The sequence below is a fragment of the Sphingobacterium kitahiroshimense genome (assembly GCF_025961315.1).
Taxonomy (GTDB): domain Bacteria; phylum Bacteroidota; class Bacteroidia; order Sphingobacteriales; family Sphingobacteriaceae; genus Sphingobacterium; species Sphingobacterium anhuiense.
The window spans coordinates 5,433,901-5,457,836 of the sequence record NZ_JAOQNK010000001.1 but is presented as its reverse complement, the minus strand read 5'-3'; the positions used below and the strand labels follow the sequence as shown (position 1 = coordinate 5,457,836).

15 protein-coding genes are annotated in these 23,936 nt (G+C 36.6%); 6 read left to right on the top strand and 9 right to left on the bottom strand.

Translation table 11 applies throughout. The features are described 5' to 3' along the window. Positions 1 to 208: 208 nt before the first annotated feature. The gene (locus M2265_RS23410; protein WP_132770246.1) at positions 209 to 2,599 is read right to left on the bottom strand and encodes a PDZ domain-containing protein; all 2,391 of its coding nucleotides are present in this window, start codon (positions 2,597 to 2,599) and stop codon (positions 209 to 211) included. Between the two features lie 1,179 nt (positions 2,600 to 3,778). On the opposite strand from M2265_RS23410, the gene M2265_RS23405 reads away from it, so the two are divergent. Together M2265_RS23405 and M2265_RS23400 are read left to right on the top strand one after the other, a co-directional pair. Continuing rightward, positions 3,779 to 3,973: a cold-shock protein gene (locus tag M2265_RS23405; RefSeq protein WP_021189194.1), complete on the top strand. Its 195-nt coding sequence runs from the start codon at positions 3,779 to 3,781 to the stop codon at positions 3,971 to 3,973. 293 nt (positions 3,974 to 4,266) lie between these two features. Further along, positions 4,267 to 5,373, top strand: coding sequence for a fatty acid desaturase (locus M2265_RS23400; protein WP_243655414.1), 1,107 nt, complete (start codon positions 4,267 to 4,269; stop codon positions 5,371 to 5,373). A gap of 167 nt (positions 5,374 to 5,540) precedes the next feature. Here the strand turns inward: M2265_RS23400 and M2265_RS23395 are convergent, their stop codons facing one another. Next, positions 5,541 to 6,500: a heavy metal-binding domain-containing protein gene (locus M2265_RS23395; RefSeq protein ID WP_243655415.1), complete on the bottom strand. Its 960-nt coding sequence runs from the start codon at positions 6,498 to 6,500 to the stop codon at positions 5,541 to 5,543. A 283-nt stretch (positions 6,501 to 6,783) separates the two neighbouring features. On the opposite strand from M2265_RS23395, the gene M2265_RS23390 reads away from it, so the two are divergent. Next, positions 6,784 to 7,350, top strand: coding sequence for a hypothetical protein (locus tag M2265_RS23390; protein ID WP_132770248.1), 567 nt, complete (start codon positions 6,784 to 6,786; stop codon positions 7,348 to 7,350). A 78-nt stretch (positions 7,351 to 7,428) separates the two neighbouring features. Here the strand turns inward: M2265_RS23390 and M2265_RS23385 are convergent, their stop codons facing one another. Together M2265_RS23385 and M2265_RS23380 are read right to left on the bottom strand one after the other, a co-directional pair. Next, positions 7,429 to 8,472, bottom strand: coding sequence for a fatty acid desaturase (locus tag M2265_RS23385; protein ID WP_132770250.1), 1,044 nt, complete (start codon positions 8,470 to 8,472; stop codon positions 7,429 to 7,431). A gap of 485 nt (positions 8,473 to 8,957) precedes the next feature. Continuing rightward, positions 8,958 to 10,007 (bottom strand): alpha-L-fucosidase, encoded by a 1,050-nt coding sequence (locus M2265_RS23380; protein WP_132770252.1) that lies wholly within the window; start codon positions 10,005 to 10,007, stop codon positions 8,958 to 8,960. A gap of 311 nt (positions 10,008 to 10,318) precedes the next feature. On the opposite strand from M2265_RS23380, the gene M2265_RS23375 reads away from it, so the two are divergent. Further along, positions 10,319 to 10,810 (top strand): hypothetical protein, encoded by a 492-nt coding sequence (locus M2265_RS23375; protein WP_021189189.1) that lies wholly within the window; start codon positions 10,319 to 10,321, stop codon positions 10,808 to 10,810. A gap of 221 nt (positions 10,811 to 11,031) precedes the next feature. Here the strand turns inward: M2265_RS23375 and M2265_RS23370 are convergent, their stop codons facing one another. From M2265_RS23370 to M2265_RS23355, 4 genes are all read right to left on the bottom strand, one after another. Next, positions 11,032 to 12,858 carry a right-handed parallel beta-helix repeat-containing protein gene (locus M2265_RS23370; protein WP_132770254.1) on the bottom strand — a complete coding sequence of 609 codons (1,827 nt, stop codon included), beginning with the start codon at positions 12,856 to 12,858 and terminating at the stop codon, positions 11,032 to 11,034. 179 nt (positions 12,859 to 13,037) lie between these two features. Beyond that, a complete protein-coding gene (locus M2265_RS23365; protein WP_132770256.1) occupies positions 13,038 to 13,952 on the bottom strand; it encodes an alkaline phosphatase family protein in 915 nt (304 codons plus the stop codon). Positions 13,953 to 14,346: 394 nt separating this feature from the next. Beyond that, on the bottom strand, positions 14,347 to 17,580 hold the full coding sequence (locus tag M2265_RS23360; RefSeq protein ID WP_132770257.1) for a sugar-binding domain-containing protein: 3,234 nt from the start codon (positions 17,578 to 17,580) through the stop codon (positions 14,347 to 14,349). 264 nt (positions 17,581 to 17,844) lie between these two features. Next, positions 17,845 to 20,175 (bottom strand): GH92 family glycosyl hydrolase, encoded by a 2,331-nt coding sequence (locus M2265_RS23355; protein WP_132770259.1) that lies wholly within the window; start codon positions 20,173 to 20,175, stop codon positions 17,845 to 17,847. Between the two features lie 227 nt (positions 20,176 to 20,402). Here M2265_RS23355 and M2265_RS23350 point away from each other — a divergent pair, with 227 nt between their 5' ends. Then, positions 20,403 to 21,713: a hypothetical protein gene (locus tag M2265_RS23350; protein WP_132770261.1), complete on the top strand. Its 1,311-nt coding sequence runs from the start codon at positions 20,403 to 20,405 to the stop codon at positions 21,711 to 21,713. Positions 21,714 to 21,767: 54 nt separating this feature from the next. On the opposite strand, the gene M2265_RS23345 is transcribed toward M2265_RS23350, so the two are convergent. Beyond that, positions 21,768 to 22,505, bottom strand: coding sequence for a GntR family transcriptional regulator (locus M2265_RS23345; protein ID WP_231576925.1), 738 nt, complete (start codon positions 22,503 to 22,505; stop codon positions 21,768 to 21,770). 93 nt (positions 22,506 to 22,598) lie between these two features. Between M2265_RS23345 and M2265_RS23340 the strand changes: the two genes are divergently transcribed. Next, positions 22,599 to 23,921: a sugar porter family MFS transporter gene (locus M2265_RS23340; protein WP_132770263.1), complete on the top strand. Its 1,323-nt coding sequence runs from the start codon at positions 22,599 to 22,601 to the stop codon at positions 23,919 to 23,921. The last annotated feature ends 15 nt before the right edge of the window (positions 23,922 to 23,936 follow it).

The following is a 23,936-nucleotide window of genomic DNA, read 5'->3' as shown; positions in this document are numbered from 1 at the left end:
ATTAACATCTTTAAAAAAACTTAAGTTTAGTAAGGATTATAAAATTCTTACCATAACAAAAGCCTCTCAAAAATTATCTGAGAGGCTTTTTTGTAGACCTAAAGATTTTCTCTATCCGTATGAAGATCTAATCTATTTCATAAAACACAATCAACAGCACGTGGCTTACATTCAGTAGAAATAGCAACAACATGCTTTTAATGATCAACTATTTGATCACAATAGTTTGTTTATTTTGGTTCCTATGAACGATTAAAGTAAATGAATCTTTAGCTTCATCTCGTTTTAAAATTACCTGAAGGTCGGCTAGATGATCTACCTTTTTATCTTGACACCCTATAATCACATCCCCTATCCGTAATCCGTTTTTATATGCTGTACTACCTTCATCAACCTTAAGTACCAATACACCAGCTATGGACGCTAGGCCAGCTGCAGATTGCTCACCTAAGTTTTCAATAGATTTGAGGGTTGCTCCTTTCCACATATATACATCTTTCTTCGTATCCGCTCTCGTTTCTGCTACCTGAGGGCTTTGAGGTCCTTCGGCTAATGCTTTAAGACGAGGATTACGAACTCCCATATGTAGCATGTCAAAATTTTCAAAGCCATCAAGTTTAGGAACATCCAATCTAAAGTCACCAATTGACGCATCTTTATATTTTGCTAAGATCACCTTTCCATTGCTTTCTATTCCTTTTGATTGATCGTTTAACAATGCCTGGCTACTTGTGTAATAATTATTATCAACCGTATCTCCCCAATATTTAACCTGGATATCCTCATGAGCCGTCATAACCACGTTATTTCTGAATACATCATGACTATTTTTAAACCATACATGTGGATGAAAACCATTATTGATCATCACATTATTATATACTTTTCGATAAAATCCCTCTCTAAGTTTGAGGCCACCGCTTAAACAAATATTATTATAGATTTGGTAGTTCGTCGAACCATCATCCAGATCAATATCCCAACCGTGATCACACTGAAATCTGTTGTCATGTAAAAGAGTCGTCTTCACCGCATCTAACGTTACCCAATTAGGATGTACCGCTAATAGTCGATCCATCTCTTGGCGGTCAGGGTGCCAAAACCGGTCTCTTCCCCAAGAATTAAATGCACCATGATCACTTGTTTCAAGTACGGTATGAAATACATCATTGTAAGCAATTTCATGGCCACCCCATGTTCCATCTCCTACATTTATTCCCGATCTAGGGACTTCATATATGGTATTGTACAGTACTTTGATCGACGAGGCCATTGCGATCTGAACTCCAGCAACCTGTTTTTCGATCGTTCCTATTTTACGGATCAAGTTGTCACTAGCCTCACAATTCATTGGATAATCCTCCGATTTAGGACCAGGAATCGTATCCATTTTGCTTTCCGCTACAAAGTTTTCATAACGAAAAGACGGGGATCGTACCGCATCAGGATTTCCCACAAAGTTGATTGCGCCAGCGCCTATACGTTCAATCAAATTATTTGAGATTTTCACATCCCGATTGTAATTACTGACAAAGATGGCATTACCGCCTAAGTCTACAAATTCCGATTCCTTGATCTCACAGCGCTCAGCACCTTCAATTTTAACTGCTCCCTGCCGATAAATTGTCCAATCACTTCTCAGTAGAGGCTCGGAAGTCTTCATAAAAGTAGGCGCCGTGTAGACAAAACGAATACCTGCTACATGTACATCATGCACATGTTGTGTTAGATTACCCTTAATTGTTAAGATATTCTCCAACTGTGGGGCTTCCAATTGCAGGTTATTAGGATTTACTCCTGAGGCAGGATAATAATATAATGTACCTGAACCTTCATCCAGATACCACTCATTAACGGCATCCAATTCCTCAAAAACATTCTCGACAAAACGATAGGTTTCATGCATCGCGCTGGGTCTATTATTCTGTTCGCCTCCCTCCAGTTTCAGTTTCCCTTCAGCATCTTTACCTACAACACGGTAATGAAACCCACCCCATCGGCCGATATGCAACGCATGTACATAGGCACCTACAGGATTTTTCCAGCCCTTCACACGATCTGGACTAATGGCATCAGCAGCATACCCATTGAACGGAAGTATTGCTGGATCATAATTTGGATATCGTGCACGAATTAACTGCTTTCCATCTGCAAATAGGCTTTGGAAACTCATACCTTTTGGCACCTGAGTTTTCCAGACGCCGTTAGCACCTTTTGTCCAGGACAGCTTAAGTGGTACAGCCCCGCTCCAAGTAACACGTTCGCCATCAATCGCTTTAATCGTAAATGGTGCATCTGCAGTACCAGACAATTCAGCTCCAACGATAAGTGGTTTGTTAATATAATATTCACCTTTGCTAATCAGCACCTCAACCGCTCCTTTATAGCCAGTTTTCTTCAATTTAGCAACACTTTCAAGCGCTGCAGACGGACTTCTATAAGGCTTATCTACAGTTCCTGGATTGCTATCTTTACCCGTCTTGGCAATATAGATTTTTTTAGGCACAGCAGACTGAGCAATAGCAGTATTCCCCTTCCAAACGATACTAAAAAGTAACATTGCTAATATTCGAGGAAAATACGTTAGAACATTATTCATAAGATGAAAAATTGATTATTTATAATAAGTTATAGTTTTTATAATGCAGCAATTAAAATCTGCATCACGATTAAGGTTTTCAAAACTAATTTAATAAAATTTACGCAAAGCAAACTATGTAGTTTTTTTAAACTATAAATGGATGGGGCATCGTATTTCAGCCCGCTATTTATCACAGTATAAATTACAAGTCTATCAACCAAGTTTGACCAGAAATTGTAATAATAGGATGCTTTAATTCACAACCGGTTTGTTACCCTAAATTTATTAAACTAATCTATCCCAAATACACGTTATATTACCCGATTTGCACGCATTATTAACATCTTTTTTTAAAATCAAAATGTTTTTAGGAATGAACTTGTTAAAAAAAAAGCCTCTCAGTTCATACAGGAGGCCTTCATCTAATTAATATCATATGTTTTTTATTTATTACGCCAATATGAGGCTTGTCCCATAACTGATACTTGTTAAAACCTAAATCCCCTTGGCATATCACGAGCCAACTGATATTAAAAAGATGACTTATACCTACCAAAGTGGTATCTTGTCATTCTGATCCATTAAAAAATTTCAAGATATAAAGTTTACCTTCTTTTAGAGTAACTACTGCCGAAGAAAGAATCTAAAATTTTTCTGATTTCGTATCCCATTGTTGTTGTCAATAACCTGTAAATACCTCTAATTTGAGTTCGTAGCTACCTAGCCAGTTTTTATCGGAAGTTTCCATTTCAAAATATTTCGAGTCAATCTAATCCGAAATTCAATAGTAGTCGGCTATAAAACAGAAATCCCTAATTCCCCCTTGTGCTAAACTGTTGAGACCACACATCTATTGTTGATTAACAGTTTTAAAATTTCATAAATAATAAAAAAAATTTATTTTAGAAAAAATATTTTGATTTTAAATAATCAAAGCTTATCTTTGTCTTAGAATCAAGCATGATTGCGTTTAATAAAACAGTAGGTTTGCCCTACACTGTCTGTTTACTCCTATCAATTGCTAATTTTTGTTATTCATAAAAAGTGCGCAGTACTCTTAGAGCTTGACTCCAATCAACCTTCAATTTACACACATCCTTTTTCTTTCTAGCAGATCGATTAACTTCTGGAAGTCATATTTTATGTCTTTTACAGTAGTTCAGAATTTTAAATAATTTTAATAAAAACAATAATATAATGCAACAAGGAACAGTAAAATTCTTTAACGTTACCAAAGGTTTCGGTTTTATTACACCAGCAAACGGTGGTCAGGATGTATTTGTACATTCAACAGGTCTAATGGATGATATTCGCGAAAACGAAAACGTTACTTACGAAGTAGAAAACGGTCAAAAAGGTGTTAACGCATTTAATGTGCGCATAGCAAGATAAAAGAATTCGGGAATTATTTTAATTCTCGGTATTTTTGATGTAGTAATTAGCATCTGTGCTAATTAACTACATTTTTTAATGTACCCTCCCAACTTAAATCAGTTTCATCAACCACGCAAAGAATGGTATTTATCATGTGCTTGTGATTAATTTCCAAAAGAATATACTTGTATTAATTACTTTAACAGATCAAATCCCGTACTGAACAAATTTGGAACTCCATTTATCGATCTATACCACTATTTTTCAATTGTAAATATTTTAAATATTATGATCACTATGATTGATTTGCAATGAAAAATAGAATTACGAACACACTAAACTATAAATTTATTAATAACATATCATTTTTAGACCATGTACTTCAACCACCTTCCTACGGGTGGCAAGATGCGACGGGGAAACTTATTAAGCCCAGTAATAAAGAAATCATTACCGAATTCTTTAAGCGGTTTAACATCTTTAAGGACCGTAGAAATTGGCTTCCTTTTTTCAGCTGGTTCAAGATTGCCTGTCTTATTCCATTTTTCTTTATTTTTTTAACGAATTACCTGACCTGGTGGACAGTTCTAGCGGCCTTTGTATACAGTATGATCATCATGGGGACCCATGGAACGATCTGGCACCACCGCTACTGTACACATGGAGCCTATAAGTTTAAAAATCCTTTTTGGCGGTTTGTTACGCAAAATCTCACAATCAGTGTTATTCCAGAAGAAATATATGTTATATCACACCATGTACATCATGCCAAATCAGATCAACCAGGTGATCCTTATAATGCCCAGGCTGGGTTTTTATACTGTTTTCTTGCAGATGTCAATCACCAGCCGATATCTAAGAACCTGAATGAGCAGGATTATAACAGAGTTAAATCCCTGATGTCACATACGGGTGTACCAGCGAATTCTTATCATCAATATAAAAAATGGGGCTCTTATGTACCTCCTGTTTATGCTATAGTATCTTCATTATTAAACTGGGCATTTTGGTACAGCGTATTTTTCCTAATAGGCGGTCATCCACTTGCTTGCAGTTTGTTTGGTGCAGCAGCTTTCTGGGGAATTGGTGTCCGTACTTTTAATTATGAAGGTCATGCCAAAGGAGAAGATAAACAAAAGGAAGGCACAGATTTCAGTGTGAATGATAAATCTATCAACCAGGTATGGCCCGGAATTGTCGCAGGAGAATGGCATAACAATCACCATTTATTTCCTAAAAGTGCACGCAGTGGTTTCAAACCTCATCAGGTGGATCTCGCTTGGTACTATATCAAATTATTGCATAAACTGGGAGCTATCTCCAGCTATAGAGATGACAAGAAATTGTTTTACAAACGTTATCACAATCCTTATCTCGAAGCAAAATCAAATAAAAAAAATGAAGATATTATTGCATAAACTGTCATCATAAAAGAGCGTACAGATTATTATCTCTTTTATTTTCGGAAATGTTATTGTACTGTAGATTTCAATCGAGATCATTATTTACAGAATGAAAATTAATACAGGAACGCCTAACTTTAATTAAAAAGTTAGGCGTTCTTACATTAATTATTTATGATCATTTAATGTTGATGTTCATGGTGTTTTCCTTCATCATTACCTTTCTCTCCCTGAGCTACGTCAACTGTAAAATCTGCCGTGTGCACTTGTCCGTCAATTTTAAACTGTGCCCACATGCGGTATATCCCCGCTTTTTTAATATTTGTTTGCGCATATATCGGAAAGCGCTTATCTGATACCGGATGGATATGAAGGAAATCTTTATCTTTTGCTCCGATCATTACGATATGAGCCGTTGCTCCTAAATAATTTTGAAAATCACTTTCCTTTAATTTCTTACCATTCTTTTCTACAGAGAATTGCAGATCTTGCGTTTGATTTGTTCTTAAATCATTTGCATTAATCAAAGTAACCGTATAACCTGCCGTTGTTGCTACTGCTTTTGGATTCAATTCAAAAGAACTGTTAATCGCAGTACCTGTTACTTCAAGTTTCTTCATCGCAACTTCTCCACCCAATCCCTGAGGTTTATAATCTGTAAACAACAGGTAGTTTCCTGCGACCGGAAATGTTTCTTTCACACTGTAAGTACCATCTTGCTGTTCTTCGGGATGAATATGATCAAACCAAGATAAATCTTCCTTTACAACCAAGAGATGCATTTTCATTTCATGTACTTCCTCTAGTACGACATTTTTTTCATTCTCTTTGATAGAAATCGACAGCGCTGTTTGTTTTCCGGCTTCTATAGGTTGTGGTGAGGCTAAAATACTTACCGCTAACTTGGTCGAATCTTCCTGATGAATAGGCTGTAATTCCATACCGCATTTACTACATTTATCACCTTTATGTCCTGTTACTTCAGGGTGCATTGTACATGCGTAAGTATGTTCGTGATTGTGAGTCGAGTCTTGTTGTGCTATCATATTTGCTGTTTTGTTTTTACTATTTCCTGGATTGTTACAGGCCGCTAATGTTGTCATCGCTGTCAATCCTAAAAATATATTTTTTAAATTTTTCATATATGCATGTTGTTTGTAGACTAAATCTTGAAATCTACCTTTTTGTTTTCCATCCTACCTCAATATTTATTATCAGGAGGACAATACAAAGGTGAGGAAAAGTTGCGCTTGCTATTTTACGGTATTTTGAGTTTGATTTGTAAAATTTACTGATTTCACTTTTGGTCCCCCCCTATAGCATTTCTTTGCATGCTATGCGCCATCACTGCAAACTGAATTTATTGATGATAAACTTAGGGGTCTTTGGCACGGTTTTCAACGTATGTAAGCTCAATAAATTAATATGATGAAACTTACTCTATTAACAGGTATCGCTCTTTTTACACTCAGTTTTAGTGCATGCGCGCAACAAAATGGAGCAAAAAAGGAAAGTACGGCTATATTCACCGATAGTCTGGAACATGATCAAGAGCTCGAACTAACTCCTCAACAGGAAGAAAAAATTAATGCGATAAATAAAAGTACAGCGTCTAAGTTTGAAGCAATAGGCCGCAATTCATCTTTATCCGGCTATCAAAAGGGACAGAAGAAACGTGAGCTGGCCTTACAGCATAAGAAAGAAATTTTTAATGTATTAACTGCTGAACAACAAAAAAACTGGTTGCAAAAGTATGGTGATGAACGAGCATCGATTAAAGATAACGTAAGCGACAACGCAGATGAGGCATTAGAAAAATTGGAAAATCGTTATGATGCCGACAAAAAACTTATTGAGAATGATCATTATTTAAGCAAAAGCGAAAAGAAAATACGTCTCGAAAAGTTAAAAGTCAATTATAAAAATGAAAAAGAAAAGTTAAAAGAAGCGAAAGAGAAAGCGACATCGAGTGGCTTGCTTCAAGGAAGATAATGGCACAGGAAGATAGTAATAAGACCTACATCCAAGCGCCAACAATCAATTTCATTCGCAATTCCAAGACTTAAAAAACTAACTTATTTCATTAAAACGATTTGCTCTTCTAAATGTTCCCATATCATTAAAACGGACACCATGTGCTTTCATGATTTCATGTGCTTTTTTACGGGCGATATGCCTTACATAAAAAGATTCATTCACAACAAAATGATGAATACCATGTGTCCATCCAAAAAAGAAACAGAATATCTGAAATGGATATGTCCACCAAACGTTTAATATCTGGGTCTGTTCGATCACGTTTCCTTTCTCTACATCTCCAAAATAATGTAAATTTGAAGTGATGAAATGGAGACAGAACTGGCGTAATAAATTTGGTAATAGAATAATATAGATAATAGGATTGCACCAGCTTAATATTGATTTAATCACTATTGGGAAAACAAAGCCAATATCAAATTTTCGATTTAAAAAGTCAAGTAATAAATCTGCACCAAAAAAATATAAAAGGATATGTGAAACGATGGTCAGTGGAATTAATCCAAAGACACCGCACAGCTTAAGTTTATGAGCAGTTTCAAATTTCAAATTGCCATTGTCTACTTCACGTTTGATATCGGAGAATAATCCTCTGACGCGAAGTAAATTTCCTAATACCAAATCCGGAGTAAACAAAAGACGTTTCAATGTCCATTTTTCACCATTGGTAACTCCTCTTTCTTCGACATCATGTAAAGTCCCTGAAAAACGATGGTGATGTAAATGCAGTGTGCGCCTAAACCAAGGATTTAAAGTTAGAGGTCTTAGGATCCATACCGAAAATAACATCACATTATGAATGGCTTTATTACCTTTAAAGTACATGTAATGAATTAAATCATGTTCCAATTCATGCAAAACGCCAAACAAAAATGCATTTACGACGATTAAACTCCAAGCCGGAACAACATCAATATACCACAGATATCCCATTAGTAAACTCAGGCCTACACAGAGTAAAAAAATGCTGAGCCCTATCGCATTTTGGTATTTTAGCAAAGGATATTTAGATTTTAATGCCTTGTATGACTCTGTTATCTCTTTTCTGATTTTACTTGTCCGTTCTTGATGCGTCACAATTTTCTACCTTAAAATTTCCTTGCAAGATACCTAATCTTGGACAAATAAATAGTTTTAAGCTCAAAAGTAAACACAGCACTGACATAACTTAAACTTTACTTTATTGTATTTTGATCATAAAAACAAGAATACTTACCCATGCGTAGAGTATAGATAAAGCGTGCCTTAAGCGTACTATATGCGTAGATAAAGCGTAGATACAGTGTGAAAAGCGTATACTTCACACACTTACAGCACACTTACCACGCACTTAGCTTGTTTAGATAAGGTACATAAGCAAATACGCTTTATATATACTTTATCCCTGCTTAGTATATGCTTAGGGCATGTATAGTGTAGAGCATGCTCAGAAAATATATTAGCGCTCTGCCTACTCTTCATTAACACATATCTATCCCCAAACAACTTTCATTTCTCATTGAAACAAGTTTTTCTGGTGTCAACTTCTTAAAATAAAAACCAGCTATTAAAATAGTACTAAACTACAACCCTAGATTTACTTTAAGCTTTTGTAGGACCTCCACATCAGTATCTTTGACTCTACCTTCACGATTTGGACCTACATTTAATATCAAAATATTATCTTGAGCTGTTGCTTTTTTATACATATCTGCTAATTCCTGAACAGGGCGGGGCGTATTATCATCGGTATGATAAAACCATCTTTTCCCTAAAACTACTGTTGTCTCAAACGGCATATAATAAACCTGCCCTTGGTTTAGAAACAATTTTGGGTCTGGATTTTTAGGAAGATAGGGATCGCCTAAACGAAAGTCACTTGGAAAATAACGGATTGGAAAATATTCCTGCTGATCATTTGGAAGTACGGGATGTTGGTCAACATTTTTTGGAGAACCAACCGTCCAATTAACCCCTACTTGACATTGCGGTGCAAGCTGTTTTACATTGGAATAAAGTTGCTGAATAGGCCAACGGTAGTTTTCCTTTTCCCAACCACCATCTAACCACAACTCGACTACTTTAGTATGTTTCTGCGTCAGCTCCAATAATTCATTGATTTGGTTCAGCATATATTTATTATAAGCAAAGTCTGCTTTTACATCCTTTACATTTCCATTTTCTTTCCGATCCCATAATGAATAATAAAGTCCTAAACGGATACCCTGCTTCTCACATTCCTTAGCTATCGCTTCTACAACATTTGTTTTATTACCAGAGTTGGCAACATCATATTCGGTATATTTACTATCCCATAGACAAAAACCATCATGGTGCTTAGCAACTAGGATCATGTATTTCATTCCAGAATTTTTGGCTGTAGCTACCCACTGCTTCGCATCGATTGTTGTCGGATTGTAGGAGGAGGCTGGTTTTGATCCATCTGTCCATTCCTCATTATGAAAAGTATTGATTCCAAAATGCACGAACATGCCATATTTGCGTTTGATTTGCTCCAGCTGATATTTGCTCGGCTGTGTAGATGATGCCGGCACGTGAACCTTTGACTGCCCAAAGGTATAGGAGCCTATGGCTAAAAGCATCATAACGAGGGTGTTTTTTTTATTGATCATAATTTATTTTAATGCTAAAATTTTAGTCGTTTATAATTTCTGCTTGAACGTAAGAAAATTCGCAACATATAGGGCAGATATTATTATTCAAATTTATTTATCACAAGCAATCATTGATTATCATGATAAAGTTAGTCGGATAGAAAACAACTTAATGAAACAATATTAACCCGATATGATGCTATATTATCCGATCTGCATTGATGCAAATTACAGCGGTTAATAAAATCATCATATTTCGATTTTTCTTCACTTAGACATCAGTTTGGTCGGCCTTTTGCTATACTAAAGTAACTATAAAATCACATCAAATGTATATTCTAAAAAGCATGATTGTGTCCGGATTTTTCCTTTTGACACTTAGCAGCTGTAATCAACCAACTTCCAAAACCCAAGCCCCGGCAACACCGACTGAAGCGGCACCTGTATTGACCATAGATGGCAATTATGTTACTGCTGACTATGATAAAAGGGCTGAAGGATTTGACTGGGTTGGTGTCACGATTAAAAGCGAACAGGATAGCAGTATCACGATACAGATAAGATCTCGTGCTGATAAGAAAAAACCGACTTGTACACTTGATAAAAATGCAACAAAAATTAAAGAGGGAGTTTATCAGGCCTCACTTCAAGGAAAGAATGTATTATTTACTTTCGATGGTACTTCTTTAACGATAGCACCAGAAAAATCTGAAGATGAAGGAGTTTTAAATTATTACTGTTCAGGTGGCGGATCGCTAGCAGGCACTTATAAAAGGATTGCTGAAGCATTAGACGCGACACAAGTTGATAGTCTTAAGTAAGATAACGTCTGTAAAAAGAGAGCGGGATGGAGTTATTTCATTCCGCTCTCTTTTTTATAAAAAATCCTGTCGCTTTTTCATACACTATTCAACATTTATAAACACAATAGTTGTCTACACATCTACATAGTTACTTTTATAATGAAGCGTACGATATCGCTTGCATATACACTGTTTTAACTATTAAAATTAAATATTTTGCGAACTGAATCATATTCTTATTAATGAATTTTAAGATCTGTTTTAACATCGCGCTTACTCATATTATGCATAGCTAGTGACAGTTCCTCATCTGTTGCTGTATTTTTTTTGATTAACACTTTTTGACAGTTATCCAATACGACAGCTGGAGCCCGCATGTCTAAATCTTTTGTAAATGGAAAATCGAACGTACTCTTCGTTATATGGTTGCTCTCAAAAGTCAATCCAGTGACACTTCTAGCGGTTAAGAGATGTGGCGAGTATAAAGTAAAATCATTATCGACAATTTTGATATTACGATGCACAAAATGTCCTTTGATCTGCGCTCTATTTTCTGGAAGAATAGCTATTGCATAATTATTTCCCGGTAGGTTATAGCCACATTCTACAAATGAGTTATTTTTAATGGTCACATCCCTCACTGCTCCCGACTCAAACCAGCTGTTCACATCTCCCGCAATCAAAATACCGTGCATACCTGTTCGGTAAAATGTATTACCTTCAATTTGTACTCTACGCGGCGTTGTCACCAATATGCCTCGTGCATTTGTTCTTTCAAAACGACTATCACGGATCTCAACTTCTGGAGTCCAGGTCAGATTTTCAACAGCATCTCCTATTTTCGTATTTGTAGGTATACTACCATTCAATTTCAATCGAATCTTAGTTAAAGATAAGGTTTCAATACCTGTAACCGTTAACTGTCCCAATGGTTGTATAGCCTCTCTACTCACAATACTAATCGTATCATGAAGTGTAAAAGCATCAAAGCCGTAAGATTGATGATGTTTAAATTCGACTATTAATTCTTTCGGAGATACAATTTCAGCGATCTGTAGATATGTTCCGTGAACATTGATCGGATCATCATGCAGGCCTTTAAAATGACAGTTGGAAACTTTGATCTTCCCTTTGCAACCCGAAAACTGCATCCCGTCAGCAAAAGCAGCAATAGACCTTCCTTTAACGGGCACGACTTTTACTTGTTCATAATCCAGATTTTCGGAAAACTGAGAGGTAATACCAATGCCATGCATATAGTTCATGGTGAGATTAAAGAGTTTGATGTTTTTAGACCGATAGATAAATCCCCCAACTTCGTCCCGAACAGTATTACGCATACTTAATATACCCCCAACTTTATAATCAGCCTTTAGTTCCCCCTCAAAACGCAAAATATTGGGTGCTATTTCTTTTACTCTGGCCTTGGCTAATGGTTCATATTTACTATAAAGACTTATCCCCTGTGCCGTATCTACCATCATCGTGTGTAAATGGTCTCCGGGTGTCCAACCTTCCCCATACCAATATAACTTATTATTCTTGAGCGTGTAGGTCGATGTGGGATTTACTTGAGCGACCAGATATCCTGCACCTAATTCTTTTATGGTCATTTCGGACATCGTAGGTCGTTCAAAGGTAATAGTCAGATCCTGCAAACGAATATTACTGCTCCTGATAATCGAAAATGTGGTCATCTTACCATGAAATACAAATTCAGCGCCATTTCCTTCTACCACCAGATCATGCATATCTTCTATTAACATTCCGATATGTTTGGTTTTATCTGGCCATTCTGTTTCTGAAGAACTATTGGTAATGTATAGTTTTCTTTGCGCAGCTTTCTCCGGCCAAAAATCATAACGTCCCGGCTGTAAGACAAGTTTCTTCGCTTTTTTATCTTTACAATGCTTTAGCACCTGTTGCATGGTTGCAGATGCATCTTCAAATGTATTGGGCTGTATTCCATGCTCATTTGCTTGAATGGTCTGCGCAAGTGCTCCATGACCAACCGTTACAAAGCATACCATCAAAAAAAGAATCGCCTGGCCCAATATTTTATTCATATAGTGTTTCTCCAATTACTTCTAAAATAGCGCTTTCCACTAAAAGTAAAAGACACTATTTTACCATCTATTAGTGCTATGTTGACATTAAAACATGCCCATTTAACATAAACATCAAAAAAAGCCAGTTAAAGAAAATGGATTTCCTTTGACTGGCTTTCATCACTATAACTATTTCTCTATTTAAACACAGATTCCAGCACTTCCCCTGTCCACGCTAAGGGCTTTTTAAGTCCAAACAAATGCAAGATCATTGCTGCCGTATTTACCGTATTGTTAGGTTCTTCAATTTTTAATCCTTTCTTAATTTTTGGTCCTATAACTCCCCATGGTACGATCATCTCATCGACACTTACACCGCCATGTCCATATTCAATACCACCATGATCTGATAAGAACATAAAATTGGTGCCCTCATATAGACCTTCTTTTTTCATTTTCTCTAAAAATATGCCTATTTGCACGTCAGCTTCTTCAATCGATTTGATGTATTCTGGAGACATCCATTTATGACTATGCCCGGCATGATCGGTATGTACTGAGTAAAGGAATACAAGGGTTGGATCTTTCTTATTTTTCACAATAAAATTAAATGCTTTATCGTAATTTTCAATATAGGCATCATCTTTTAAGTAGCTAACTTCATCAAAATTTTTCTGATTATGCGGGTAGAAGAGATTAATCCAGTTATAGTAAAAGGCAGTTTTAACATTTGGCATTTGTTCTTTAACAACGGTAAATACAGAAGGGTAATAACCCTGAGCATCTTTTACCACTGCCGGTAACTTAAATTTATCGATCTGCCAGCCATTATCTACTACTCCGTGCTGTTCTGGCCCACTTCCAGTAAGATGACTGGTCCAATTTGGAAGGGTTACGGAAGGCATGACCACCCTAGTAGTCATCGATAATGCTCCTTCTGCCATTAAAGCATCAAGATTTGGTGTATGTGCCTGCTTGAATCCTTCGACAGAAATTCCGTCCAATGCGATCATTACTATTCGCTTACTTTTAGGTCCACCAGCTAGCGCTGTACAAACAGTGGTCAAAATCAACAATAAATTAATTGCGATAATTTTTTTCATTTTCATCATAAATATTTGGTTATTTAATTACGTTAATTGCCATTAATTGTAGTTCTTCCCATTATTAAATCATTCCACTTAAAGATGTAAATAGCATACAAAAAACAACATGGATTAATTTCAAATTTATAAACAAAAATTTAATATAAGTAAACTTTAATGTAAATTTTATATTAATAAACAGTCAATTACATATTAAAAAACACAAAATGTTTAGCAAAACTAAATACAACATCTATCTGTTGACGTATTACAAGGTGCTCCACTGATTTAAATTTCGTTATCAAATAGGTTAATATATGATAATTTTTAATCGAGATATCCATTTTGACGTATCATAAATGGATGATACGTAAAAAGGCCTTCCGAATAGGAAGGCCTTTTTATAACACGTTGATATATATTATTCGACATCTTCAACAAGCGACAGCTTAGAAAGCATAATATTAGGCCCTTTCGTTCCTTTTATCTTAAGCTTTAAGTTGCCATCGTTAGAATCTTCTCGCATTACATGAAGTTTAACCCATTTACCCTCTTTATCATGGCGTGTGAGTGTATAGTCACGTCCTTCAAAATTGATATCTGCCTCACGTCCATTACTATTCCAGTCATGGAAAAACAAATAAAGAGAACCGATCATGCCTTGTGGTACTTTTAGGTCTACCTCTATTTCCTTTCCCTGCCAAGCGGCACTTGTTTCGTCCTTCCAAACACCATCTGCTTTAACAGTATAGGTTGTCCCCTTTTTACTCTCACTCTGATCTAGATCTTTAGTCCAGTCAATATTTTGATTGATTTTCTTAGACAATTTACCTCCTTCTACATATAAAACTGCCTTTGAAAATTCAGAGGGTACAGCTGTCTTTAAGGGCTCGATATAAGTAAACGTTTTACGTAACAAAGAAGCATCACGACCGTAACTAGGATCAAAATCGTCTGAAGCTGCGTAAGCTAATAAGCTTGAACGAAGTTGCTGACTTACAATATTTTTTTCATCTTGTATATTAAAACCTGTCACCAATAACTTTCCATTACCCACTTTCAGTTCAAATATAGATGCCAATTTATTATTTCTATGAAAATCATCTACAGGTTGTGCCAATGGTCTGTATGAGGCAGGAAACTCATTGATATAAAATGCTCTTGCTCCACCATAAATATGCTGCCACTGCCAGTCACTATGTGAATCTGTAGGAAAACTTTTGAATGCAGGATGCTTATCTCTTACGATCATACCAATGGTATTTTTCCCTTGTCCCGGGAAGAACGTTAATGACCAGTACAATGGATAATAACTGATGATATCGGAGCTCTCTAAGTTTCCAAGATCGGAAGCATCCAGTAATACCGTTCCTCCATTTCTAAGGACTTCTTCAGTTTTTGCATCAAACCTATTTGCAACATAGACCTTTTTCGTTTCCTCCTTTTTAACTGTAGGATATACCCATATTTGCCATTCATTTTTATTGGCTCGATTTTCTAAACCTACTTCGATTGTCAATTTACCCGCTTTTTGAACCGCAGATAAATTAGTTTTAATTTCACCAACGAGATCTGAAGTTCCTCTAGCAAATGTTCTTTTTGCAAAGGTACCTTTTGCAATTACACGACTCTCTTCATCTCTGATACTCCAGTAGATACCATCCTGTATATCGGTTGATCCATAATGTGCCAGTTGCACTTTGGCTAAAAATGGTTCTTCGGCCTTCCATACAAATTTGGGTATACGCAAGAGGGTAACAGTGGTATCATTATGCATTCTAAATTTATCGGGTGTTGTGATTCCCTTACTATCGTAAAATACGTCCAACCAGCCTATCAGTGCTTCGCCTTGACCTTGATAATCCTGCATACTTAACAACTGTATACCTGCCGCAGACGGTGTTCGTAAGAAAGATTCGATTTCATGTTTATACATGATTTGATTCAACGCTCCTGATGCCTGAACAAATTCTTCATTCTGTTCCTCAATATTGTTCTTGCGCGCCTGCTCTCTGAATTCTTCAAAATTGCGTGCTTTTAATACTCCGGTATATTTTTTTATCTCATCCCATTTCGGATATACGGGCCACTGCCCAATTTCATGTGCAATGACAGGTATTTTAGACTGACTGTATACTTTTTCAAAATCCCAATCGGTGTGCGCTCCGATTATACCTCGCGTGCCACCAAGCTTATCAATATAATGTGTCGCGATAAACTGGTCCATATCAGTGATCTTACGTGCGGATGAAACTGCGTACAATCTTCTGTTATCATTTTCCTTATAAGGTTTTAACCATGACTCCATCACATCGAAATTTGAATTACCCAACTCATTACCGATAGACATCGTTGCAAAAGATGCATGATTACCATAAGATGCAAACATACGGTAAATCTCTTTCTGCGTGAAAGCATCTGCTGAAGGATTACTGCCCAGCCCTTGTGGTCTACCTTTTGTATTCATCTCTTCACGACCTGGGTTATCTGCGGCCATCCACCAGTCTAACCAGATTACTTCAGGTTGTAGGTATAAGCCTAGACGATCTGCCGCCTGAAATGCGGCTTCAGGAGGACACCAAGAATGAAAACGAACATGATTTAAACCATAATCTTTGTATATTTTAAAGATACGTTCCCATTCTTCAACGTGCATTGCTGGATATCCTGTCAAAGGAAAATGGACACAATCTAGGTTCCCACGAAAGAAAACAGGTTTGCCATTAACCGTAATTTTTGACTTAGACGCTTTGATCTCACGAAACCCTATTTCCATTTCCTTCCTATCCAGTAAATTGCCTTTCCTATCTAGAACTTGAATAGAAAGCGTATACAAATTTGGGTTCATATCATCCCATAATTTCACTAAATCCGGCATCTGCTCTTCTATATCCAATACTTGTCGTACGCCCCGCAGATCAATATTCTTTTTTGTCTCAAAGACTTTATCCTTCGTTTTACGATCTGATAATATAATGGATAGCGAAATATTTCTACTCTTTCCGCCTTCATTTACAAGTGTATCTTTTATCTGTAGTTTTTTTGGAGAGATCTTCGTAAATATTTGTGGATTTTGAAATCTTGTCGCATTTTTAGCAATTAATTCTACCTGACCAACCATTCCATTCCAGATACTCTGTGTGTATTCTGTATAGACGTGACCTTTGTCTCCTATATTATGGATCATATCGTTATTGACACGTACTGTCAAACGATGCTTTCCAGGCGATACATACCCAAGGTCATGAAGATGCGCAGAACTTAACGCATCGTACGTTGCAATTTCTTTATCATCAATAAAAACCTTAGACTCCCACATAACACGTTCTAGGTTTAAATACAAACGTTTATCTTTCCAATTCGCAGGTACAACAAAGTCCATTTGATACCATGCGGGACCGTAATATTTATAAGCTCGGGTCAAGATCCCAAAATCTGAACCCGTAGTTTTTTCACCATACCTGGCCTGATCGGTTGTCCCCGGAATAGTAATACGTTTATCTAAATCTTGCTTTTGCCAACCTTGTGCCAGCCCTACATTTTTTTCATCCAACCGGAAACGCCATACCCCATCCAATTTCTGATGTTCCTGAGCTGTAGCAGAAAAATGTAGCGAAAATAGGAACAGAAAAATCCCTAGGTATTGTTTTATCATAATAATCAGTGAATATAAATTAAACTCTTATTACAAATGTAACCAAGTATTCAAATCTAATAAATGGATAAAAATATGATTATCATGCAATATATTATGAATGTCTATCATCAGTAATATTACTTTCTATTTCTCTGATATCATTTCTAATATCCAAAAAAACAGCCCCAAAATGTTTCAATTTTTGGGGCTGTTTTTTTGGATAAAAGACAATCTAATATTATGCGGAATGATTTAATCTAAATATACGATGAAACTAAAAAATTATTTATTCTTTAAAACAATACTCATCTTCCCTCCTTTTACCAAGTCTTGAAACGGCAACTCCTGACCAGACAAGATCTTTCCATTCAATTGGATCTGATCCAGATATATCCTACTTGTATCTTGATTTTTAACTTCGATCTCAAATTTATTTTTGCGTAGTGTTTTAGGCAACGAGATGGTTATACGATCAAAAAGAGGAGCCCCAACTTGAAAAGATGGGTTTTCACTGGTTAAGCTTCTTACATCAAACAACCCTATGCTAGACATGACGTACCAGGCCCCCAATTGTCCCTGATCTTCATCTTGTCCAAAACCGTAACCGTGTATTGCTTCTGTACCATAGAATTCATTACAGATTGCACGTACCCACTTCTGACTCAGGTCTGGTCGTCCTGAGAAATAAAACAACCAGGAAATATGTAAATTAGGTTGATTACCATGATTATAGAGGCTTTCAATCCCCGCAAAAGCATCAATATGTGCACCTCCTCCAAAGATATTCTTTTGCGAAATTGTAAAGATGCTATCCAGACGTCGATTAAACAAATCTTCGCCGACAAGTTTTACTAACTCCTGCGGTACGTGTGGAACGTAAAAAGTGTATTGCCAGGCATTTCCTTCCTGAAAACCGCGCCATGATTCATAGGGATTAAAATTTTGAATGAATCTTCCTTCACTATCCTTAGGTCTCATAAATTTGGTTGAAGGATCATACAATGTCCGCCATGCATCTGATAATTTATTGAGCACACTGTAGTCCGACTCATGTTTCAAAGACTTGGCAAATTGTGCCGCTGCTGCTGCTGAAAAGGCATACTCTAAGGTATGCGAAGCACCAAATGGAGACCCATTGGTTAAGAGCTCTGGATTACCTGTTTCATCTTTTATATAAGGGGAGTATCCCTTATCGACAAAAACCCCTACATCCAATTTGCCTGCACCCGGAAGCCGATCTTTAGATTCTAATTCATTTTTTCTAACTGCCTGATAGGCTAAGTCAACATCATAATTTCTGATTCCGACATTATATGCGGCAGCGATTGCCAAACCAGTAAAATTAGTACCCACACCTGACACATATTTACTATTAGCAATACCATCTCCTAACCAACCTGCATCTTTATATACGAGCAATTGACTTTGGATCCAATCATTATAATAATCAGGATATGCAATAGACCATAATTGTGTCAGATTCCAAAAAGCTCCCCAGATTGCATCAGTATTATAATGATGATGTACCGGAATACCTTTCCCATTTAAAGGAATCTGTCCGATACTACCGTCATTCTTAGGATATGCACCATTGACATCACTAGCTAAGCCTCTTCCCAATAAGGCATGATAAAGCGCTGTATAGAACTTAGTCCGGTCTTCAATTTTACCCCCTTCAACAAGAACACGCCCCAATTCGGCATCCCAAATCTGAATCGCATTCTTCTTAGCTTCTTCAAAATTTAACTTTTTAGCTTCCTGAAGCAGGTTCAATTTAGCATTTTCAATCGAAGTATAGGATAGACCTGTCTTTAGTTCAATCGCTTCCCCTTTTTTGGTCTTAAAGCGTAAATAGAGACCTGCTCCTTTACCTTTTATCGTTTTTTTATCCGCAAAAATTTCTGAATCTAGAAAGGTACCATAAGCGACAGGCAATTTATCAATCTCAGCAAAAAAATACATTTTTATATCGGCTCCTTTTTGATATTTCTGTACATAAAGCGGACTTGTTATCACATAACCCCATACATGTTGCTGATCATAAGTAACCTGAGCATCAATGACAGGACCGCTTTCCCCCATGACATGACCAATATCAAAAATTACATTTGCTGAATCAGTTGAAGGAAATGTATATTTATGGAAACCTACCCTTTTTGTGGCCGTTAATTCTGCCTGAATACCATAATCTTTTAATTTTACACGATAATATCCTGATGTGGCAAATTCATCTACTTTATCAAAAGAAGAAAGGTAACCACTATGGGGCATATCCACTTTACCAGCATTGGTTTTTATTTCCCCAACCGTTGGTGCAAAGACAACTCCACCGATTTGAAATTCATGAAAATGAGGAAATCCTGCTATTGAATGATGTCTATCATCATAACCAACAGCCTCCCAACCGGAGCGATTTCCATAACTACCATCTGTACTAGGTGCTAATTTAGCCATTCCAAAAGGCACTGCCGCTGGAGTATAAAAAAAATACCGACTATGAACTGAACCTATATTGGGTTTAACATATTGGGTTAAATGTTGTTTTTGCTGTGCGTAAGAGCATGTAATAAAGGTCAATACTCCACAGCAATACATGATTATATTTTTTATCATCTTTATTTATAAGGTTTACACACAAACTTATAAAATAAATTTCAAATGTATAGACATAGAGTAAAATTAAAGATCAAAAAATAAAGCATTAAAAAATAAAAACAGATATGAATAATTGTAAAATTATGAATACCAAACAATTTAAAGCAGGATAATTTGGAATTAAAGATTGTTTTTTTATACTTTTGAATGTATATACATAAGAATAAACCAAAATTTAATCCGTTATGAAAAGATGCATACCGATCCTTACTTTCGCGCTACTGCTAGCAGGCTGCACATCGAAACAGAAAAGTCAAGATATTGAACTTGCAAAAACTATTTTAGCTGATCAAAAATTAGCTTTTGTTGACAGCCTAGCGAGACAGGTCATTAAAGAAGGCTTCAATGCCGGAAGCGGCTACTCGCAAATATGGGCGCGCGACTTGAATACTTTTATCGAAACCGCACTAGAAGAACGTACTAAAGAGGAGGTAAGAGGAGCTATCTTAGTATTCTTTAAGATGCAGCAAAAGAACGGCGAAATGGTTGATGGTTACGTCTTGAAAAAAGACTTCACCTGGCACGATGATACTCCTTATTATTCGGAGAACGACCCTGAACATGTGGGCTTTAAGAATACCGTAGAGACTGATCAAGAAACCTCGCTTATTCAACTTCTGGGCAAATACATTACAAAAACAAAAGATCATAGTATCCTTGAAGAAAACATCGGTGGTATACTTGTAAAGGACCGCATTCAACTGATGCTGGATTATTTACATCGTGAGCGATACAATAAAGAATATAAACTCTTGTGGGGAGCAATGACCGCAGACTGGGGAGATGTCCAACCACATGATGATTTTGGTTGTGACTGGAATAATCTATCCAATGAAGCGATTGATGTTTACGACAATGCCATGTACATCATTGCTCTAAAAACACTTATTGATATTATGCCCGACGCAAAAAAAATAAACGAATGGAAAAGTCTGAAAAAGGAAATTGAGATCAACACCATGAAACACCTTTGGGATAAAAAACAACAAAAATTCATTCCGCATATTTATCCTAAAGATTCGCCACTGCCTGAAGGATTTGATGAGAATAAAATTCATTACCACGGTGGAACAGCCATAGCTATTGAATCGGGACTTTTAAGTAAAGAAGAAATTAAAACAGTCAATGATCAAATGTTGGAAAATGTACGTCTATCTGGCATGCCAAGTATCGGCCTTACACTATATCCGACCTATCCTGAAGGATTTTTCAAAGGCTGGATGTCAAAACCTTACGCCTATCAAAATGGTGGAGACTGGACCTGGTTTGGTGGTAGAATGATACAACAATTAGTATTAAACGGCTATCCAAAAGAAGCCTATGAAGAGATTCAACCGATGATAAACCGAGTGGTCAAAAATAAAGGATTTTACGAATGGTATGGAAAAAATGATGTTCCTAGTGGTTCTGGTAAATTCAAAGGCTCTGCCGGAGTTTTAAGCAAAGCGATTCTATTAATGAACGATTGGGCTAAAGAAACTTTAAATAAAAACTAAAAACTTTGTTACAAATGAATCTGGATAATTAATTATCCAGATTCATTTTATATACTAATAATCGCGTCTACTTTCTACGGTATACGTAAAACTCTCAGCACGATAATATCCAAGATTGTATTCAATAGGCCTTCCTGATTGATCAAAGACAAATCTCTTCCTTGACAAAATAGGTGCACCAATAGCTATTTCAAGCTTGTCGGCGATAAATTTATTAGCTGCCATCGCATCCAGTTCTTCCTGAGACAGATCGGCTACAATATGAAAATCGGCTTCTAATATTTCATAAAGCGGACGTTTAAAATCTTCATCTCCGGTCAAACCAATACGCGGATGGAAGTAAGAGATAAAATAAACAAACGGATCGTCTTTTTTACCTCGCAAACGTTCTAATTTAAGTAACTTCAAATCTTCTGGTACATCAAAAAATTGTGAAACTGCTTTATCAGGAATTTCCCAACTAACATGAAGTTCAAAATTTTTCACCTCGAGACCCCGATTTTTCATCTCTTGCGAGAAACTTAACCAATTTTTAGACTTTGAACTAAATTTAGCACTTGCTACCTTGGTACCTATCCCCTTCTTCCTGATTAACAGCTCTTCGTAAACCAACTTATTGATTGCCAGCCGTAATGTTGAACGTGAAATTGCCAAGCGCTTAGCCAGTTCAATTTCATTTGGCAATAATTTCCCATCAATATATTCCGGTTGCTTGATCAGTTCACGCAACAAATTCTCGGCCTGTATATGTAATGGTATCGGACTTTTATGGTCTATTTTAAGATTCATCATATTTATTACTTAGGCTAAAGTAAGATTTTTTGCATTATTAAAAAAATAAATATATGTTTGTATGTATATACATACTAATTATAAAACCTTAATATGAATAAATTTTTCATCCTTATTCTATGTATCGTGTCGCTAGGGGGGCTACTTTTCGGATTTGATATGGCCGTTATAGCAGGAGCATTACCTTTAGTAAAGCAATTTTTTGGATTAACACCAAATCAAGAAGGCATATTTGTCAGTTCAGCTTTAATTGGCTGTATAGTGGGCGTGATTTTTACAGGTAGCTTTAGCGATAAGTACGGCCGCAAGCCTGCGCTTATCGTTGCATCTATTCTCTTTTTAGTATCAGCAATAGGCTGTGGACTAAGCACGAGCTATATGATGCTTATTCTTTTTCGTGGACTTGGTGGCATCGGTGTCGGCATTGCTTCTATCGTTGTTCCGCTATACATTGCAGAGATATCCCCAAGTCAATTTCGAGGCCGAGCCGTGACTTCCTATCAACTGGCAATCACTTTTGGTATTCTGATCGCTTATATTAGTAATTATCTGATTATTCAACATCTTCCTTCACAAACTCATGGACAGTGGCGGACTATGTTCTTAGTTGGTGCAATACCTGCAATATTACTTTCTATTGGAGCATACTTTGTTCCAGAAAGCCCACGTTGGTTACTAAAAGTTGGAAGAAATGCTGAGGTAGCTGAAATAAGTGCTAAACTTAATCTCCAAAATTTACAAAATAGCCCACCTGAAACAAAAGGAAAACTAAAAGACCTTTTTTCTCCGGTTTACAGAAAAGCATTCTTACTGGGTTTACTCCTACCGCTATTCTCACAACTTAGTGGTATTAATGCCATTGTTTACTATGGTCCGACGATTCTTCTGGATTCGGGCATTTCGATGAGCAATTCCTATCATGCGCAATTGTTCTTTGGTCTTGCAAACGTACTTTTCACATGCTTTGCAATATGGAAAGTGGATAACTGGGGACGAAGACCTCTATATGTATTTGGAACATTGGGGGCTACCCTCAGCCTAATTGTGACCGGGTTTCTATTTGCAACAAATCAAGAGATTAACAATACGGCTTTAATCATTTCGATACTTTCGTTTATGTTTTTCTTTGCCTTTTCTATTGGTCCATTAAAATTTGTAGTTGCTTCAGAGATTTTCCCAAATTCCATCCGAGCGCGCGCCATGGGTATCAGTATCTTGGTTATGTGGATTTCAGATGCCATTATCGGTCAATTGACCCCCATCATCCTAGATGCTTGGGGAGCTCGCTACACCTTTTGGCTATTTGCATTCTTCTGCGCTATTGCCTTTATAACCGTACTCCTATTTTTACCTGAAACTAAGGGTAAACCCTTGGAAGAAATAGAGAAATATTGGAAAGATAAAGCCCGTAAATAAGTTAGCTATACATTC